The following is a 17,578-nucleotide window of genomic DNA, read 5'->3' as shown; positions in this document are numbered from 1 at the left end:
GTGGGGTGCCAGTTGGGCGTCACCTCAGCGGGGCTGCAGCCCCGCTGCGCGGTAGACGTCGTCGACGAGGGCCATCGTGGCCGTGGCGTGCGCTGCCGTGAGGGGTGACGGGCCATCGCTGGCGAGCACGTCCACGAGGTGCTCAAGCTGGGCGACGTAACTCGATTCACCCTCCATGGCCTTTTCGTCGATGAGCAGGTTCTCGCCGGCGGCGACGCGCAGCGTGGCTCCCCACTGCGGAACGATGACGCTTGTCGCGTGCAGGGTGGCTGCGGAGCCGACGATGGTCAGCGACATTTGACCTTTGTCGTCGCCCAGGAACGAGGCCCGGACCCGTGCTCTGATGCCCGTCTCGAACGCCAGCACGAAATCGGTCTGCATATCGACGCGGGGATCGCCGTCGTACAGCCGGGCCGACGACGATACGACGTGCGCCTCGCCCCATGCCGCCCGCAGGAGGTCGATGGCGTAGCAGCCGACGTCCATCACGGCCCCGCCGCCCAGATCGCCGTTCAGCCTGATGTTGCCGGGCTTCACCACAAAGTGGGGGATGCTGAAGTCGATCGAGGCGTCGTCGATGTCGCCGAGCACACCCGATCCGATCACGTCGAGCAGCCGCTGGGTGAACGAATGAAGCCGGTAATGGAATCCGACGAACGCCGAGCGACCGGTGGCCTCGGCAGCGTCGGCAATGGCCCGCGCGTCGGTTCCGTTGGCGGAGAGCGGCTTTTCGCAAAGAATGTGTTTGCCTGCGCGCAGCGCGGCGACCGCCCACAGCGCATGGGCCGTCGGCGGGAGTGCCACATATACGAGGTCGACGTCGGGATTCGCCATCACGCTGGCGTAGTCACCGGCCGCCTTAATCCCGAAGCGGTCGGCAAAGGCCCGGGCGCGCTCAGGGTCGCGGGAGCCGACGGCGATGACCTGCACACTGTCGACGAGGGTGGAGGGTTCCACCATGGCCCGTTCGGCGATGCCGCCGGTACCAAAGATGCCGACCCTCAACGGTTGACCTGTCATTCTCAGTTCTCCTTTAGGGGGAGGCCACGGGGGCCGGCTGGATGCTGCGGGTGCGCGGCCGGGTCCGGGCCGGTACCCGGGTCACGGCCTCGCGGCGGTCACCCACCCTGTTCTCGATGCTGCCGATGCCTTCCACGGTCATCCGGACCACGTCACCGGTTTTCAGCGGCGGGGGAGTCTGTGCCCCGTTCCGGCCCCAGAGCTCGGCCAGGCAGCCGCTGCCGCAGGTGCCGGAGCCCAGCACGTCCCCTGGCCGCACCACGGAATCCTGCGACGCATAGGCCACCAGTTCGGCGAACGGCCAGCCCATGTTGGAGAGCAGGTCCTGCCCGATCAGCTGCCCGTTGACTTCGACGGACATGGAGATGGGCAGGAAGCCCTCGGCGTCGTGCAGGGCCTCGAATTCGTCGGCGGTGACGATCCAGGGCCCCAGCGTGTTGGCAAAGTCCTTGCCTTTGCACGGACCCAGGCTGACTTTCATCTCCCGGCGCTGGAGGTCCCGGGCGGACCAGTCATTGAGCACCGTGTAGCCGAAGATGTGCCGGTGGGCTTGCTCGGCGTCCAGGTTCCGTCCGTCGCTGCCAGGGACGCGCCCGACGACGGCGGCAACCTCCGTTTCGAAGTCCAGGTCCGTGCAGCCTGCGGGAATCCCAATCACCTCGCCCGTACCGGTGACGGTGTGCGGGTTGGTGAAGTAGAACGTGGGTGCCTCGTACCATTCGGGCACTACGCCGGCCACACCGTCGATGCTTTTCCGCACTCCCTCCACGTGTTCCTCAAACGCCACGAAGTCCCGGATGGTGGCCGGTTCCAGTGGGGCCAGCAGCCGCACCTCCGCCAGCGGTACGGGTGCGGCCGATGCGGTAACTTTTCGGGCAAGGTCGAGTGTCTCCTGCAGGCCGGCATCGAGCAGTGTCTGTACGGACTGGCCTGCCGGCAGCGCGTAGCAGTGTTCGCCGTCCACGAAGCCGGACCGCGTCCCGCCGTCGTGGTTCCAACGGGCAATCTTAACCATGTGGGTATTCCTTAGGCGTTGGGGCGGGTGGCCAGGGCGGCTGCCGCGGTGATGCCCAGGGCCCGTGCGTTGCCGCCCAAGACCCGGGCCTCGTCGTCGGCCGGGAGTGCGGCGGCTTCCACCTCGTCCGCCGGAAGGTCGGACCCCATATCGAACGGGTAGTCCGAGCCGAGCAGCACCTGCTCCGGCCCGGCGGCGGCAACCAGGGCCCGCAGTTCAGCCGGGCTGTGGACGAGCGAGTCGAAGTACAGTTTCCGCAGGTAGGACGACGGCGGCGCGGCGCACCCATGAGCCTCCGGACGCACTTTCCAGGCACGGTCCGACCGGCCCAGCGTCGTGGGCAGGTAGCCGCCGCCGTGGGCGGCCAGGACCTTCAAAGCGGGGTGCCGGTCCAGGACGCCGCTGAAAATCAGGTGGGACAGGGCCACCGCGTTCTCGGCCGGCTGGGACACGGTGTTGGCCAGGTAAAAGCGGTCCAGCCGCTCATCCAGCGAGCAGCCGAACGGGTGCAGGAACACCACGGCGCCCAGCTCTTCGGCGCGGGTCCAGAACGGTTCCAGCCGGGGGTCCGAGAGTTCTACGGTGCTCCGTTCCGGGTCTCCGGGAGTGGCGGCGAAGGACCCGATTTCGACTCCCAGCAGGCCGCACTCCAGGACGGCGTGTTCCAAGGCATCCACCATCAGGCCCGGGTGCTGGAGCGGGACCAGGCCCAACCCGTTCAGCCTGCCCGGCGCGCGGTCTACGAACCCGCGCACCGCCTGGTTTGCGGCCCGGGCGAGCTGAAGGGCCAGATCCTCCCCGGCGAAGTAGTAGAAGTGCGACGGCGACGGTGAGACCAGCTGCACGTCCACGCCCTGGGCATCCATGTCCGCCAGCCGGCGGTCCAGGTCGGTCAGCTGCGGCCAGCGTTCCTTGATCATCCGGCCCGAGGCGGCCATGGACTCGGGTCCGTTGCGGCGCACCTCCAGGGCCTGCTGGGTGCCGAAGCCCTCCGGATCGGCCTCGGCCACCAGCTGCTGGAGGGCCGGCAGCAGGATGTGTGCGTGGACATCCACCGTGGGGTTCGGGCCGGGACGGGTGCTCATGCCGGCTCCTTCAGCATGACGGACAGGCCGTGCATCAGGCCGGGCACATCGGCGTCGCGGACGCCGTCGAGCATCCACTGGCCCAGCTGGACCGAGGCGTTCACCACTGCCGTGGCGCGGTCCAGCCGGCGGTCGCTGAACTCCTTGAACAGGGTTTCGGTGACGTCGTCGGCCTTGATCAGCAGCTCGGCCAGGACGGCGGCGTCCTCCAGGGCCATGGCGGCACCCTGTGCCACCGTTGGGGGGCAGCTGTGCGCGGCGTCGCCGATGATCACCGTGCGGCCGCGGTTCCAGGGTCCGTTCACCAGATGGGTGGTGAACCACGTGTAGTTGATGCGGGCACTGTGGTCCAGGTTGGCGCGGATCTCGTTCCACGGCCCGCCATAGGCTGCTGCGAGTTCGGCCATGATGCGGGGGCCGTCCTCGTGCTTGCGTTCCTGGGCCTTCTCCACCAGGTAGGCGTAGATGGTGTCCGGGCCGGTGGGGCAGTAGCCGGCAATGAAGCAGGGGCCGCCGTAGGTGAGGTCGGTCCGGACCACCTCCGCCGGCCGTTCCACGAACGCCCGCCAGATGCCCATGCCGGTTGGATGGGGTTCCACGTCGATGCCAATGGCCTTGCGGACGGCCGAGTGCAGGCCGTCGGCGCCGATCAGGAGGTCGTAAGTGGCCGTGCCGCCGTCGGCGGTGCCCACGGTGACCGAACCGTCGTCGTCCGTGATGCTGGTGACCGTCCGGCCGTAGCTGATCCGGGCACCCGCCTGTTCCGCACGTTCACGGAGGATGGCTGTAAGGTCCGGCCGGTACATGCCCATGGTGGCCGGGAGGTCGTCGCCGCCGGTGCGGATGTCCTCCAGGACGGCGAGCACCGTGCCGGCCGGGTCCGGGGCCCGCAGGCCGAGCGTGCTGAAGGCGTAGCCCTTGGCCTCCACCTGGTCCCAGACGCCGAGCTGGCGGAGGACGCGCAAGGCGTTCCCCTGCAGCGTGATGCCGGACCCAAGTGTCTGCGGGGCGTCTGCCTTCTCGAGGACTTCCACCCGGATTCCGGCGTCGGCCAGGAGGATGGCGGCGGCCAGCCCCGCGGCTCCCGCCCCCACGATTCCGACGTTCTGTACTGCTGCCATCGCTGACTCCTTTGTATTGACGGCGTTACTGCTGGTGGTTTGTTGTAGTGAAAGCTACCGGACGGCGATCGGGTTGACCGGTGATCCGACGGCCCCGGTGATGGGGAGCGGTGCTGCGGTCAGCAGGAAGTCGTACCTGCCGTCCGCCGCGCATGCCTCCGCCAATGCGTCGGGGTCCCACATCTCGCCCAGGAACAGGCCCAGGTTGGGGATGGCGATCTGGTGGAGTGGCTGGAATGCGCCGTCGAACTCGTTGGGCCGGACCTCGAAACCCCAGGTGTCGGTGGCGATGCCGGCGATCTCGCTGCGGTGCAGCCAGGGTGCCGTGCTGAAGGACAGCCCCGGGGCCGAGCCACCGGCATAGTCGCCCCAGCCGTCGCGGCTCACCCGGGTGTACTGCCCGGTGCGGATCACCACGATGTCGCCGCGCCGCACCTCGGAGCTGGGCCCTTGGAGTTCGATGGTCCGCTGGAGGTGTTCCGGAGTGATGGCGAAACCGTCTGGCAGTTCGCCGTCGTTCCGTCCCAGCCCGGGGCCCAGCGCCCGGCCGACGTCGAGCAGGACGCCCCGGGTGACGATCTTCGCCGCGGCGGTTTCGATTCCGGTGACCAGGTCGCCCTCGGAGGTGACGACGTCGCCGGCGGCCCGGCCGTTCCAGGCCTTGCCTTGGTCGAAGATGTGGCCCAGGCCATCCCACTGAGTGGAGCATTGCAGGGGCATGGCGATCACGTCGTCAGCGCCGCCGAAACCGTGCGGGAAGCCTTGGTTGCCGCGTTCAGCGTCAACGCCCGTGTCCGTCATGGTGTGGACCGGGTTGGTGCGGCGGCGCCAGCCTTTTTGCGGACCGTTGGTATCGAAGGGTTGGGAGAGCGAGAACGCCTCCCCGGTGCTGACGAGCGCGGCGGCCTCGACCCGCTTGGCGGCGTCGATGAAGTTCAGGGTGCCCAGGACGTCGTCCTGGCCCCAACGGCCCCAGTTGCTGTGTTCCCGGGCCATGGCGCGGATGCTGCCGAGCGGGTCTTCACGCCGGATGGCCGGGGAATCAGTACTTGATTCCCCGGCGCCGGTTGCTGTGTCCTGGGTGGTCACGGCTTGCTGCTTTCGGTTGGAGTTTCGTCCTTGCAGTGGATGAACTGGGTGCCCAGCCCGGTGATGGTGCCTTCCATGACGTCGCCGTCCTGGAGCAGCCGTCCCCAGTGCTGGCCGTTGCCGGCCGGGCTGCCTGTGAGGACAAGGTCGCCGGGGCGCAGCGGCATGATCTGCGAGGCTTCGCTGACCAGTTTGGCAACGCCGAAGATCATGTCCTGGGTGGACTCGTCCTGCATGGCCTTGCCGTTGAGCTTGAGCGTCACCTGGACGTCCTGCGGGTCGCCGAAGAATTTGGCCGGCACCAGCAGCGGGCCCGTGGGCAGGAAGCCGGGGGCGTTCTTGGCGCGGTACCAGTCCGAACCGATGGCGGGCATGTCCTTGCGGAAGACGTACTCGCGGGTGGTGATGTCATTGACCATGGTGTACCCGAAGACGTGCTCCAGGGCTTCTTCGGGGGTGACCCGGAACGCAGTCTTCCCGATCACCGCGGCCAGTTCCAGCTCCCAGTCGTGGGACTTGCTGTAGGCGGGCAGGGTGAGGTCGTCCGTGGCGGACGCGACCGCCGTCGGAAGCCCGATGAAGAAGTACGGCGTGCCCTGGCCCGCGCGCTTGTCCATCATCGCGGCAGTCTTGGTGCGCACCTCTTCCGCGTCTTCGCCCGGCTCGCGGTGCGCCACGGCCAGGTCGATCACGTGCTTGCGGTAGTTGGCGCCCGTCTGCAGGATCTGGGCCGGCTCCACGGGGGCCAGGACCTCGACGTCGGCAATCGCCAGGCCTGTGTCCTCGCCTGCAGAGGCGGCCAGCGAGTCCAGCTGGCCTTCGGTGGTGTCCCAGTGCTCGATCAGGGAGTTGATGTCCTCGTCCAGGGGCAGGACCCTGTCATCAACGAGCAGGCCCGCGCGGGCCTTGCCGCCGCCAGGCTCCTGGAACCGGATGAGTGCGTAAGGTGCTTCGGCCATGGTGCCGTTAGCCCCGTCCCTGCTTGGCGTACGGGTTCAGGAGGGCTTCCTTCATCTCCGGCGACGCGCCTTCCTCGGTGGCCGTGAAGCCTTCAGCCGGTGGGAACGATTCGGTCATGGAGTGCGGCATGGCGCCGTTCTTGTAGAAGTTGTTGGAGCCCTCCGACGGCTTCCAGGTGTTGGCCTCCCAGTCCGGGACGTAGTTGCGGTAGCCGCCGGAGTTCAGCTCGACGCGCAGGCCGGACGGTTCGCGGAAGTAGAGGAAGTTCTGCTCGCCCACGCCGTGGATGGAGGGGCCATATTCCATGGGGGTGCCGTTTTCCATCATGACGTCCGCGGTGCGGAGCAGGTCCTCTGTGGTGTCCACCCAGAAAGCGATGTGGTTGACTCGGCCGGCACGCTGGGACGTGTCCTTGACGACGCCGAGGTCGTGGGACTTTTCGTTGGTGGTCAGGACCGAGAACACGGTGATGGGTGCTTCGTCCAGGTCCACGAAGGCCATCACGCGGAAGCCCAGGGCATCGCCGTACCACTTGGCGAAGCCGCGCACGTCGGAGGCTGCGACGGTGACGTGGTCGAGGAAACGCGGTGCTGCGGCGTGGCTGCTGCGGCGCTCCGGCCGGTCCGGGTAGGTGGATTCGAAGCCGGGCTCGGCGACGAACTTTTCCACGTCGTAGAAGACGCGCATGTGGTGGCCGTAGGGGCCCGTGAATTCGTAGGCCTTGCCGTAGCCATGGCCGCCTGCGGTCCAGGTGCCCTGCACGCCGGTCGCTTCGATGCGCTGGGCGGCTGCTTCGAGGGCGGCCTGCGAGTTGGTGCGCCAGGCCATCCGGCCCAGCGATGCTTCCGGTCCTTCGGTGACCACCAGGCTGTAGCGGTAGTAGTCGCCCCAGCAGCGGAGGTAGACGTTGCCGTCCACACGGTCGACGATGCGCATGCCGAACTTTTCCTCGTAGAACCGTGCGGACGCTTCAACGTCCGGGCTGGTGATTTCGAGGTGGGCAAGATGGGAGAGGGGAGTTTCCACGTTGAAGTCCTTCTGGGTTTTACCGGCTGCGGTTTGGTGCAGGTCCTGTAATCACTGTGAGGCACTTCATATATTCGGGGAATGGCAGGTTTTCGATATCAGATATCCGCCACGCTGATACTCCCCCCAGCAACGCCCGCTCACTTATCGCTCCCCAAACGGCGACGCCCGCTCACTTGTTGCTCCCAAAACGGCAACGCCCGCTCACTTTCCCGAAAGAAGTGAGCGGGCGTTGACCGAAAAGGGGTAATAAGTGAGCGGGCGTGCGGCGGGACTATTCCTTGCCGAGCCCGGCTGCCGAGGTCTTCTCGCCGGACACGCTGTTGAGCGCCCGCAGGTCGAAGATGCCGTTGATGTCGGCCTGCTTGGTGGTACCGGCGGTCACGCCGTCGGCCAGCAGTTTCTGGTAGGTTCCGGCAAGCGGGTCCACAGTGAAGACGATGTTCTTCAGGGACCGGTCAATGACATCCGGCTTCAGCTCCGCGCCGGCGGCTTCCTTCAAGGCGGAATTGATCACTGTGGCCTTGTCGGCGGCAGAGGCGTTGTTCAGCCACTCAACGGATTTCACGTGGCCCTTCAGCAGCGCCTTGACGGTGTCCGGGTGGTCCGCCGCGAACTTCTGGTTGACGATCAGGATGGTTGTGGGGAACTCGCCCGGCTTGCCCGAGAGCGAGCCGTCCCACAGGTCCTTTTCGTCCACCAGAACCTTGGCGCCGGCGTTCAGCACCAGGCGGGATGCCCAGGGCTCGGGCAGCCAGGCGCCGTCGAGCTTTCCGTCCTGGAACAGCTTGAGGGTCTGGGCGTTCTCGGTGGGGTTGATGGCGACGTCGCCACTGCCGTCCACGTTCGTTTTGTAGCCCTGTGATGAGAGCCAGGCCCGAAGGGCGACGTCCTGGGTGCCGCCCAGTTGGGGGATGCAAGGGTCTTGCCCTTGAGGTCTGCGGCGGAGGTGATCTCCGGCTTGACCACAAGCTGCGCCCCGCCGGCGGCGGCTCCGGCGATGATGCTCACCGATTGGCCTTGGCTCTTGACGAACGAGTTGATGGCCGGGTTGGGGCCGATATAGGTGGCATCGATGGCGCCTGCGTTCAGGGCTTCGATGGCGGCCGGACCGGCATTGAAGACCTGGGTGCTGAGTTTGGTGCTGCCCAGTTCCCCGGCGATAAAGCCTTTGCTGACGCCCACCAGGGCCGGGGCGTGCGTGACGTTGCCGAAATAGCCCAGCTTCAGCTCGGCTGCCGGATTGCCGGCCGGGGCGCTTTCCGGGGTTGCGGCCGGGGCGCCAGTGTTGACGGCTGAGGCGACGGCGGCGCCACCGCCAACCAGGGCCAGGATTGCGGCGGCAATGCCGATTTTCAGGCCCAGGGGGCGCTTGGGTTTGGCTGACTGGCCGGCCACGATGCGTGTGGACTTCTGCGGACCGTTGTCCTGCGGGTTGGTCATGGGGATTCCTTTGCTGGGGCGGATGCTGAGACGAGGTTACGGAGCGCCCACCAGGCCCACAATCGTTCGTGTCGTACTGGTTCACCCGGCGACGCGAACGCGCAACGTGGCGTCGCGAGGCGTCAAAAAACGTCGTGAAGCGTCTTTTTGCGGGTGGCAGCGCCAGCCCGGAAGCCACCTTATTTTGCTTGACGGTTAATTAGCTAATAAGTAAAATATAAGGATGGAGAAATTCTGGAGCCCCGCATGACAGTTGCGGAAGATCAGCGGCTCGACGCGATGTTCAGTGCGCTTTCCGACCCGACGCGCCGGGCCATCGTGGTCCGGCTCGCCGCCGGCGACGCCACCGTCAACGAACTGGCGGAACCGTTCAACTTGAGCCTTCCGGGTATCTCCAAGCATCTGAAGGTACTCGAGAGATCGGGATTGATCAGTCGAGGCCGGAAAGCCCAGTTCCGCCCCTGCCGCCTGGAGTTGCAGGCCCTCGATGTCGCTGCCGGCTGGATCGAGGAGAACCGGCGCCTTTGGTCCGAGCGCTTCGACAAGCTCGACCAACACCTCCGCAACCTGCAGGAACCCCCGAATGGAGACCGCCATGAATGAGAACACCCTCCGCTTCACCCGCATCTTCGAGGCGCCACGGCAACTGGTCTTCAGCTGCATGGTCGAACCCGAGCATTTGACCCACTTCTGGGGTCCGGCCGGCGTCACCACGCCCTTGGACACAATCACCGTGGATGCCCGCGTCGGGGGTGCCTTCACCACCGTCATGGTCAACGACCGCGACGGCAGCACCTACCCGACCAGCGCACGGTACGTTGAGGTGACCCCGCCGGAGCGCCTGTCGTGGATTGAGGACCACTCGGGGATGACCGTGACCATCACCTTCACCGAGCTGGGATCGCGCCGTACCCAAGTCGACATCGAACAAACGAACGTTCCGGAGCCAATGCTCGATCCCGCCGCCCAGGCCGGATTCCTCACCTCGCTGGACCGCTTCGAGGCCTACCTGGCACAGCACGCCGGAGCCCACCGATGAGTGCGGGCAGCTACTCCATGGCGAACATAGCAGCCGAGCGGCGGGCCTTTACCAAAATCCTGGAAGTGCTGCCGCAACAGGCGTGGGACGCCGCCTCGCTCTGCGCCGGCTGGCGCGTGCGGGAAGTCGTCGCGCACATGGCCATGCCCCTGCGCTTCTCCACCCCACGGTTCATCGGCGAGTTGCTCCGCTCGCGCGCCAACTTCGCCCGCATGGCGGATCGGGTCGCCCGCCACGACGCCCAGGAGCCGGTCAGCACCTTGCTTCACCGCTGGCGCGCGAACGAGGACACGCTGTGGAAACCGCCCGGCGGTGGACTCCAGGGAGCCCTTACCCACGACATCGTCCATGGCCTGGACATCACCATCCCGCTCGGCCTCAAACACCCGGTCAGTGATGCAAGCCTCCGCACGGTACTCGACCATGCGACCAGCCCCCTCAGCCGGAAGCATTTCCGGCTTGACCTGGCCGGCGTCCGGCTCGAAGCCACCGACCTGGACTGGGCCTTCGGCGACGGCGAGCCCCTCCGCGGCGCCGCCCACCACCTCCTGATGGTGCTCATGGACCGCCGGCTGCCCAGCGGGGCCCTCGACGGCGGGGCAACTGCCCGGTTCACCACCGCCTGATCCTGCCCGGCCCCGGTGCGTTCCAGGAGAGCTGCGGGGATTTGCATCCATGCGCGAAATCACGCACAAAGGGGACACGTCTATTTTTTTGATGCCCTGCCATTTCCAGCAGGGGCGTCCTGAAATAGTCTGGGATTTGCCACACAATTTCGGTGTGGCGATTCAGCAGGCCACTGCGACGTTTTACCGGCCGTGCTGATGAACGGAAGCGGCATGGGGGCCTGGAGCGGGAGGTAGGGGTGTATTCCTTGCAGTAGGCCCGGCTAAGGCGCCGTACTGCACATGCAGCAGTTCCAGCCAATAACAATCCAGGAGAAATTCATGTTGCTTTGGATCGCTATTATCATCGCCGTTCTCTGGCTCCTCGGACTGCTCGCCAATATTGGCGGCGGGCTCATCCACATCCTTTTGGTTGTTGCCGTGGTAGTCCTGATCTTCCACTTTGTCCGCGGCAGGTCCCGCGCCTGATGGCCACGAGGGTCCCCGCCGCCGGCCTTGGTGCCGCCGGCGGGGACCCGAAGGTCAGGCGGCCTTGACCAGCGGCAGTTCGTCCCAGTGGGTTGTGTACCGGGGTGAACGCATATTGCGCTTCATGGTCCAGTCAAGGCCGGACTTGACGCCTGCGTACCCCAATCCAATGGAACCGCGCCCAAAGCGGCGGCTGACGTCCTCCAGCAGCGGCCCGATGCCGCGTTCCTCGTGCCGGTTCTCGAAAGGCTCCAGCGGTGGCTGGTTGCCGGTGGGCCGAAGATCGGTCAGCATCAGGCCCGCCTTCGCATACCTGAGCCCTTCCCGGATTTTCGGCAGCAGAGCGTGCGCGGCCCTGGTGAGCAGGAGCGGATCCGCGGTGGGCATGGGAAGCCGGACGCACACCGTAGGATACGCCTGCTCCTGGTTCCGGAACGGCGAGGTGGCTGCGAACGCCGTCAGCACCTTTGCCTGGAGGCCGTGTTTGGACAGCCGTGCGCTCGCCTGCTGGCTGTAAATGCCCAGCACCTCCCGCACACCGGCAGAGGTGGTCACCGGGGTGGCGAACGAGCGGGAAAAGATCAACTGGTCGCGGCCAACGCGCTCCTCCTCCATGGGAATGCAGGCAGTGCCGCGCAGTTCGAGGACGGTGCGCATCAGCACCACCGAAAACTTGCCCCTGATCGCCACCGGGTCGGCGTGCATCAGGTCCAGCACGGTAAAGATCCCCATGGCATTCAGGCGCTTGGCCAGGCGCCCGGCGACGCCCCAGATCTCGTCCACGGGCAACCGGCCCATCAAGCCCTCCCGCACCGGCGGCGGCACTGACTCCCAGAGGCACACCCCGCCAAATGCGGGATTGTTCTTGGCCCACCTGTTGCACAGCTTGGCCAGTGTTTTGGTGGGAGCTATCCCTACGCACACCGGAACCCCGACGTGGCGCACCACGGCCTCCTTGATCCGGCGGCCAAGGACCAACAGCTGGTCCGGTTCGCCCTTGACGCCGAGGAACGCCTCGTCAATGCTGTAGACCTCCAGCCACGCCGAGTAGCGGCCGAGAAGTTCCATGACGCGGGCGCTGATGTCCCCGTACAACTCATAATTGCTGGACTTGGCCACCAGGCCCCATTCCTTGGCCCGCGGCGCGAGCTTGAACCAGGGCTCCCCGGTGGAGATGCCGAGGGCTTTCGCCTCGGGGGACCGGGTAACCGCGCAGCCGTCATTGTTGGACAGGACCACGAGCGGCCGGCCCTCCAGGGAGGGATCGAAGGCGCGCTCCGCCGACGCGTAGAAGCAGTTGACGTCCACATGGGCGATCTGCGGCATCCTCCGCATGGGGGCCGGCTTAGCCACGATGCACTTCACACATGATGGAGGCACCGGGTGGCAACGCCCCAGATGGTCAGCTCGGACAGGGCCGGTACCCGGATGTCCGGATACCGCGGGTTTTCCGCCTGCAGCACCACGCCGTTGCCGGTGATGCGCAGGCGCTTGACCGTCAGTTCTCCGTCCAGGACGGCGATCACCACAGACCCGTCCCGCGGTTCCAGGGCCCGGTTCACAATGAGTTCATCGCCGTCGCTGATGCCCGCGCCTTCCATGGAGTCCCCGGTTACCCGGACCACGAACGTGCTGGTGATGTCCTTGATCAGGTGGGCGTTCAGGTCGATCCGGCCATCGAAGTAGTCCTGTGCGGGCGACGGAAACCCCGCCGCCACTGCCACGGGCGAGATCAGCACCGATAACAAGGAGACGCCCGCGTCTATCACGCGGGGACCAATAATAACGCCCACAACACACCTTTATTCGAATATATGTTCGATACTTCAGTGTAGCCCCGCAGGCCGACAACGGGAGCCGGCGGCCAACGTAGACTTGCAGGATGCGGTTGGTTGCGAGCGATATTGACGGAACGATCCTTGGGCACGACGGAAAAATCAGCCCGCGCACCATACGCGCCTTCCACGCCTGCCGGGATGCCGGCGTCGAACTGGTCTTCGTCACCGGGCGCCCTCCGCGCTGGCTGCACCCGCTTGAGGAGCAGCTGGGCCACGCCGGACGGGTGATCTGCTCCAACGGTGCCGTCGTCTGGGACCTGGAAGCGGACCAACTGGTATCCGCCCGTGCGCTGGCCACCGCTGCTGTCCTGGAAATCCGCCGCGTCATCAAGGAACTCCGTCCCGCCGCGCTGTTCGCCGCCGAAACGCTCACCGGGTTCCACCTTGAGCCGGGCTTCATCGAAAACGAATCCAGCGAACTCCTCGCCGAATTCACTCCGGCGCCGCTCCATGAAACGCTCACCGGGGACGATTCCGTGGTCAAATTCCTGGCCATTGTCCGGGAGGGCACCCCAGACGACTTCCTCGCCGAGGTGGCGCCCGCCGTCGAACACCTGGCCGCCGCCACGCACTCCTCGCCCGGCGTCGCCATGCTGGAACTGTCCCTCCCTGGCGTGAACAAGGCCGTCACCCTGGCCGAGTACGCGGCCGCACTGGGCATCGATGCCGCCGACGTGGTCGCCTTCGGCGACATGCCCAACGACATCGAAATGCTCCGCTGGGCCGGTCACGGTTACGCGATGGCCAGCGGCCACCCCGAGGCCATCAGGGCGGCGGGCCGGCAGGCACCGCATTTTGACGACGACGGCGTGGCCCAGGTCCTGGAGGCCAGGCTGGCAGCCTTGGGCGTCCAGTTTTCCTGACTCCCGCCCCGTACTTCCAGCTGGCGCTCACCTGGCGTTTACCTTTCGTCTGTACCGTCAAGGCTGGAGGGTTCGCCCCTCACCGGCCGGCTCACAGGGGGTTCCGATGGCACGAAGCGTCAAACAGCGCGCAGCAGATGCGCCGCTGCGCAAGGCAACGCCTGATCCGCACTGGAAACAGTTGCGCCAGGGCGACAGGGTCCGCGTCCTGCTGTCACCCGGCTTCCAAGCGAGCGGGGTAGTGGACACCATTACCGCAGACCACAGCGCCGTCTGGGTCCACCTGGATGGCGGCCGCGGACGCGTCCTGCTGCACTGCGGCGACGGCGTGGACATCCTGCCCTGCGGCGAGAACGACTGCCGGGACTGACGGTGCGGGCCTCGGGTACGCTCGCAGGGTGACCCTGCCCTTTTTCCAACACCCCGACGACGCCGGGCGGCAGCTTCCCATCGCCATGGCCCACCGGGGCTTCTCGGTGGACGGGCTGGAAAACTCCATGGCCGCGTTCCGCGCCGGCATCGAACTCGGCTTCCGCTATCTCGAAACGGATGTCCACACCACGGCGGACGGCGTGCTGCTGCTGTTCCACGATGAATTCCTGGACCGGGTGACCGACGGCAGAGGCAGGGTCGGGGACCTTGCCGCCGCAGAGGTGGCGAAGGCGCGGATCGACGGCCGTGAACCCATTCCCACGTTCGACGAGCTGGTCACCGGCCTGCCGGAGGCCAGGCTGAACCTCGACGTCAAGGACTGGGATTCGGTGCGGAGCACTGCCGCCGCGATCGAGCGGCACCAGGTGCACCACCGGGTGCTGGTCACCAGCTTTTCGGACCGGCGGCGGCGGGCGGTGCTCAAGCTGCTCAGCCGGCCGGTGGCCTCCTCCGCCGGCGTGGCCTCGAACGCCCTCTTCACCCTCCTGGGACCTGTCCTTCCGCGGGCGGCCTTCCGCCGGATCATGCGCCGGCCGCTCCGCGATATCCAGGCATTGCAGGTTCCCGTGCGGTACGGACGTGTCCCCGTGGTCACCGCAGGCTTCATCCGCCGCGCCCACGACCTTGGCCTGGTGGTGCATGTCTGGACCATCAACGAGGCCGCTGAGATGCACCGCCTCCTCGAGCTCGGAGTGGACGGCATCGTCACGGACCGTGCGGACCTGCTGCGCGAGGTGCTCAGTGCGCGCGGCCAGTGGCCGCCGGCGCAGGAACCCCGGTAGGTTCCGTGCCGGCTACTCGCCGGGGCTGGCCAGGTGGCGTTCCAGGCCGTCCACGTCCAGGCGGGTGTTCCAGTTGGCCCAGTCCTCAGGCCGTACCGAGGGGCGGCCCAGCAGGTAGCCCTGGCCGGCGCTGATGCCGAGTTCCGTCAGGACCTTCAGCTCGCCCACTGTCTCAATGCCTTCGGCCACCAGGGTGATGCCGATCTGGTCCGTGAAGTCCACCAGGCAAGCGGCGAGGGCGCGCTGGACACCGTCTTTGTCCACGTCACCGATCACGTTGCGGCCCACCTTGAGGAAGTCCGGGCGCAGGTGGATCATGCGGCTCAGGGCGCCGGCGCCGGTGTGGGTGTCGTCCACGGCGATCCGGAGGCCCTTCTCGCGGAGGGGATTGAGTGCGGAGATGAACTGAAGGTATTCCTCTTCCGGAATGTCTTCCGTCAATTCGAGCACCACCCGATCGATGGGGAGCTCGATGTGCTCGAACAGTTCGGGCAGCCGCGGGTCCATGCAGGACGTGGGGGAGATGTTGAGGGACACGTAGAGGGAACCGGGCAGGTCACGGGCAGCTGCTGCAGCCGAGCCAAGGGCTGAGAACTCGAGGTTCGCGCCCAGGCCCACGGCCTCTGCCTCGGCAAACCAGAGTTCCGCGGTGGCGCCGTCGTCGCTGACGAAGCGCGAGAGCGCCTCCACACCCACCACGGCCTTTCCTTCCAGCCCGTAGATGGGCTGGAAGGCGGTCATCAGCATGTGGTTTTCCAGCAGGGCGCTGATCCGGGAGGCGCTGCGGATGGCGTCCAACTGTTCGGCCAGCTTCGGTGGCAGTACGGGCGGCGCCAGGCGCATCTGCCGTACGGATTCAATGGTTTCCGCCGTGTTGGCGTCGCTCCTCCGGGCCTCCAGGAGATATTCCAGCAGGGCCCGCTCGGGCACGCCGGGATTCTCATCGAGGCTGTCGCTCAGCCGCTGCCGGACAGCGGCCCCCGCGGGATCCGTATCCGAGAGTACTGCGGCGATAATTCCCCATGCTTGTACACGAACCGACATTAGCTACGCCCCCAGTTGACGAAGTAATGACCCATTGGCCCATTAATGTTCAATTTCAAAAACGCCTTTTAGAGTCCGGTGCTGCTGTGAGACCTGAAATTCCGCGGCGACGAAAAAGCCGGACACCGCACGCTGATCGTATAACGGCGGCCACAAAAGCGCAGTAGTTTGCGCACTACTGGTTAGCGCTTTCCGCCCGCTCTTTCAATAAACCTGGAATCTGGTCGGGTGGGACCGGCCGGCCGAAGTAGTAGCCCTGGGCGCTGCGGCAGCCCAGGTTGCGAAGGATTTCCGCCTGCTCCGCCGTTTCCACGCCCTCCCAGACAGCTTCCAGCCCGCAGGCACGCACCAGCTGGAGGACTGCTGCCACCAGGCCCGGCTGGCTGGGATCGCTCTCCAGTCCGGTGATCAGCGACCGGTCAACCTTGACCCGGTCCACCGGCAAACGGCGGAGGTAGCTGATGGATGAGTAGCCGGTGCCAAAATCGTCAATTTCAATGCCCACGCCCAGGCCCCGCAGGCCGCCCAGCGAGTATCGGTCCAGCTCATTGCCCTTGACGATTGCCACTTCCGTCAGTTCCAGGACCACCTGGTCGGGCCGCACGCGGGTTTCTTTCAGGACGTTGCGCACGTCCTCGATGAACTGCAGGCTTTGGAGGTCCGTGGCGGAGATGTTGATCCGCACGGAGAAATCGCTGTCCACCAGCGAGCTGTCGATCCATTCCCGCAGCTGCCACACAGCGGTCCTGAGGACCCACAGGCCCAGCTCGGAGATCAGCCCCGCCTCCTCCGCCAGCGGGATGAACTCGTCCGGCATGATGAAGCCCCGGGTGGGATGGTTCCAGCGGACCAGCGCCTCCACGCCCTCGACGCGTCCGGTGTTGAGCTCAACCACCGGCTGGTAGTAGAGGGTCAGGCCATCCTCCTTGATGGCTGCGCGCAGGTCATCCACCAGCTGGCTGCGGAGGCGCCGCATCAGCAGCAGCGCGGGTTCGAACCGGTGCAGCTTGTTCTGGCCCTCCGCCTTGGAGGCGTACATGGCGACGTCGGCCTCCATCAGCATGTCCTCAGGGCTCTGGCCTTCGCTGCCCAGGCTGAGCCCGATGCTGGCACCGCAGCGCACGCTGCGGCCGGGGAGCTCGATGGGTTCGCTGAGCGCCGCCAGGATGCGGTGCGCCACGATGGCGGCCTGGTCCGGTGATGCCGTGGGCATCACGATGGCGAATTCGTCCCCGCCCAGGCGGGCTACGACGTCGGAAACGCGCACCGCGCCCCGCAGCCGTTCGCCCACGGTCACCAGCACCTGGTCGCCGGCGGTATGTCCGAGGCTGTCGTTGATCGACTTGAACGAGTCCAGGTCCATCAGCAGGATTGCCGGGCACTCGCCGGCCGGTTCCAGGGTCCTTCCGTCCACGGCCAGCAGCGCGGTCCGAAGGGCTTCGATGAGGGCGGACCGGTTTGCCAGGCCGGTCAGGGGGTCCTGCATCGCCATTTTCTGCATTTCCAGGTGGGCTTCGTGCAGCAGTTGGGTCCGGACCTGGACCCGCTGTTCGAGTTCCTGGTAGATGATCTCCAAGTCCTCGGCGAGCAGGTTGGTGCCCATGATGATGGCGTCCAGCTCGTCCCGGGCGGGGGAGACCTCAATCCGGGAGGTGAGGTCGCCGGAAGCGAGCCGGACAATGCCTTCCAGCAGCTGGGAAAGCCGGGGGTCGTCGTCGGCAAACATT

General features: G+C 66.5%; 18 protein-coding genes and 1 pseudogene. 7 read left to right on the top strand and 12 right to left on the bottom strand.

Features of this window, described 5'->3' with window-relative positions:
- Nucleotides 1-24: 24 nt before the first annotated feature.
- The 8 genes and pseudogenes from DC347_RS00965 to DC347_RS00930 form a co-directional block, all read right to left on the bottom strand.
- Nucleotides 25-1,020, bottom strand: coding sequence for a Gfo/Idh/MocA family protein (locus tag DC347_RS00965; RefSeq protein ID WP_109044119.1), 996 nt, complete (start codon nt 1,018-1,020; stop codon nt 25-27).
- Nucleotides 1,021-1,033: 13 nt separating this feature from the next.
- Nucleotides 1,034-2,035, bottom strand: a complete 1,002-nt coding sequence (locus DC347_RS00960; RefSeq protein ID WP_109044118.1) for a fumarylacetoacetate hydrolase family protein — start codon at nt 2,033-2,035, stop codon at nt 1,034-1,036.
- 11 nt (nt 2,036-2,046) lie between these two features.
- Nucleotides 2,047-3,120 carry an amidohydrolase family protein gene (locus DC347_RS00955; RefSeq protein ID WP_109044117.1) on the bottom strand — a complete coding sequence of 358 codons (1,074 nt, stop codon included), beginning with the start codon at nt 3,118-3,120 and terminating at the stop codon, nt 2,047-2,049.
- The gene (locus DC347_RS00950; protein ID WP_109044116.1) at nt 3,117-4,241 is read right to left on the bottom strand and encodes an FAD-dependent monooxygenase; all 1,125 of its coding nucleotides are present in this window, start codon (nt 4,239-4,241) and stop codon (nt 3,117-3,119) included. The genes DC347_RS00955 and DC347_RS00950 overlap by 4 nt, the downstream gene beginning before the upstream one ends.
- Nucleotides 4,242-4,295: 54 nt before the next feature.
- Nucleotides 4,296-5,330, bottom strand: coding sequence for a cyclase family protein (locus DC347_RS00945; protein ID WP_109044115.1), 1,035 nt, complete (start codon nt 5,328-5,330; stop codon nt 4,296-4,298).
- Nucleotides 5,327-6,289, bottom strand: coding sequence for a fumarylacetoacetate hydrolase family protein (locus DC347_RS00940; protein WP_109044114.1), 963 nt, complete (start codon nt 6,287-6,289; stop codon nt 5,327-5,329). The genes DC347_RS00945 and DC347_RS00940 overlap by 4 nt, the downstream gene beginning before the upstream one ends.
- 7 nt (nt 6,290-6,296) lie before the next feature.
- On the bottom strand, nt 6,297-7,316 hold the full coding sequence (locus tag DC347_RS00935) for a VOC family protein (protein ID WP_109044113.1): 1,020 nt from the start codon (nt 7,314-7,316) through the stop codon (nt 6,297-6,299).
- Nucleotides 7,317-7,590: 274 nt separating this feature from the next.
- Nucleotides 7,591-8,759 (bottom strand): annotated as a pseudogene (locus tag DC347_RS00930) (ABC transporter substrate-binding protein).
- Nucleotides 8,760-9,005: 246 nt separating this feature from the next.
- Between DC347_RS00930 and DC347_RS00925 the strand changes: the two are divergent.
- The 4 genes from DC347_RS00925 (at nt 9,006) to DC347_RS00910 (ending at nt 10,892) form a co-directional block, all read left to right on the top strand.
- Nucleotides 9,006-9,362, top strand: a complete 357-nt coding sequence (locus DC347_RS00925; protein ID WP_109044112.1) for a helix-turn-helix transcriptional regulator — start codon at nt 9,006-9,008, stop codon at nt 9,360-9,362.
- A complete protein-coding gene (locus tag DC347_RS00920; protein ID WP_165837967.1) occupies nt 9,355-9,798 on the top strand; it encodes an SRPBCC domain-containing protein in 444 nt (147 codons plus the stop codon). The genes DC347_RS00925 and DC347_RS00920 overlap by 8 nt, the downstream gene beginning before the upstream one ends.
- The gene (locus DC347_RS00915) at nt 9,795-10,424 is read left to right on the top strand and encodes a maleylpyruvate isomerase family mycothiol-dependent enzyme (RefSeq protein WP_206073857.1); all 630 of its coding nucleotides are present in this window, start codon (nt 9,795-9,797) and stop codon (nt 10,422-10,424) included. Before DC347_RS00920 ends, DC347_RS00915 begins: the two co-directional genes overlap by 4 nt.
- Before the next feature lie 321 nt (nt 10,425-10,745).
- Nucleotides 10,746-10,892, top strand: a complete 147-nt coding sequence (locus DC347_RS00910) for a lmo0937 family membrane protein (RefSeq protein ID WP_109044233.1) — start codon at nt 10,746-10,748, stop codon at nt 10,890-10,892.
- Nucleotides 10,893-10,946: 54 nt separating this feature from the next.
- Here the strand turns inward: DC347_RS00910 and DC347_RS00905 are convergent, their stop codons facing one another.
- Together DC347_RS00905 and DC347_RS00900 are read right to left on the bottom strand one after the other, a co-directional pair.
- Nucleotides 10,947-12,227 (bottom strand): Y-family DNA polymerase, encoded by a 1,281-nt coding sequence (locus DC347_RS00905; RefSeq protein ID WP_206073867.1) that lies wholly within the window; start codon nt 12,225-12,227, stop codon nt 10,947-10,949.
- Between the two features lie 26 nt (nt 12,228-12,253).
- Nucleotides 12,254-12,685: a LexA family transcriptional regulator gene (locus DC347_RS00900; protein WP_026264842.1), complete on the bottom strand. Its 432-nt coding sequence runs from the start codon at nt 12,683-12,685 to the stop codon at nt 12,254-12,256.
- An 89-nt stretch (nt 12,686-12,774) separates the two neighbouring features.
- Here DC347_RS00900 and DC347_RS00895 point away from each other — a divergent pair, with 89 nt between their 5' ends.
- The 3 genes from DC347_RS00895 to DC347_RS00885 all read left to right on the top strand — a co-directional run bounded on the left by DC347_RS00895 (nt 12,775) and on the right by DC347_RS00885 (nt 14,807).
- On the top strand, nt 12,775-13,593 hold the full coding sequence (locus tag DC347_RS00895; RefSeq protein WP_109044109.1) for an HAD family hydrolase: 819 nt from the start codon (nt 12,775-12,777) through the stop codon (nt 13,591-13,593).
- Nucleotides 13,594-13,699: 106 nt separating this feature from the next.
- Nucleotides 13,700-13,963, top strand: a complete 264-nt coding sequence (locus DC347_RS00890; RefSeq protein ID WP_109044108.1) for a hypothetical protein — start codon at nt 13,700-13,702, stop codon at nt 13,961-13,963.
- An 85-nt stretch (nt 13,964-14,048) separates the two neighbouring features.
- Nucleotides 14,049-14,807, top strand: a complete 759-nt coding sequence (locus DC347_RS00885) for a glycerophosphodiester phosphodiesterase (protein WP_231369902.1) — start codon at nt 14,049-14,051, stop codon at nt 14,805-14,807.
- Between the two features lie 12 nt (nt 14,808-14,819).
- On the opposite strand, the gene DC347_RS00880 is transcribed toward DC347_RS00885, so the two are convergent.
- Complete coding sequence (locus tag DC347_RS00880; RefSeq protein WP_026264838.1) at nt 14,820-15,851, bottom strand: EAL domain-containing protein; 1,032 nt, start codon at nt 15,849-15,851, stop codon at nt 14,820-14,822.
- Nucleotides 15,852-16,026: 175 nt separating this feature from the next.
- A complete protein-coding gene (locus tag DC347_RS00875) occupies nt 16,027-17,577 on the bottom strand; it encodes a bifunctional diguanylate cyclase/phosphodiesterase (RefSeq protein ID WP_109044106.1) in 1,551 nt (516 codons plus the stop codon).
- Nucleotide 17,578: the final 1 nt, after the last annotated feature.

The sequence above is a fragment of the Pseudarthrobacter sp. AG30 genome (genome assembly GCF_003116525.1).
Lineage (GTDB): Bacteria > Actinomycetota > Actinomycetes > Actinomycetales > Micrococcaceae > Arthrobacter.
This window is presented reverse-complemented; position numbering and strand designations above follow the sequence as displayed.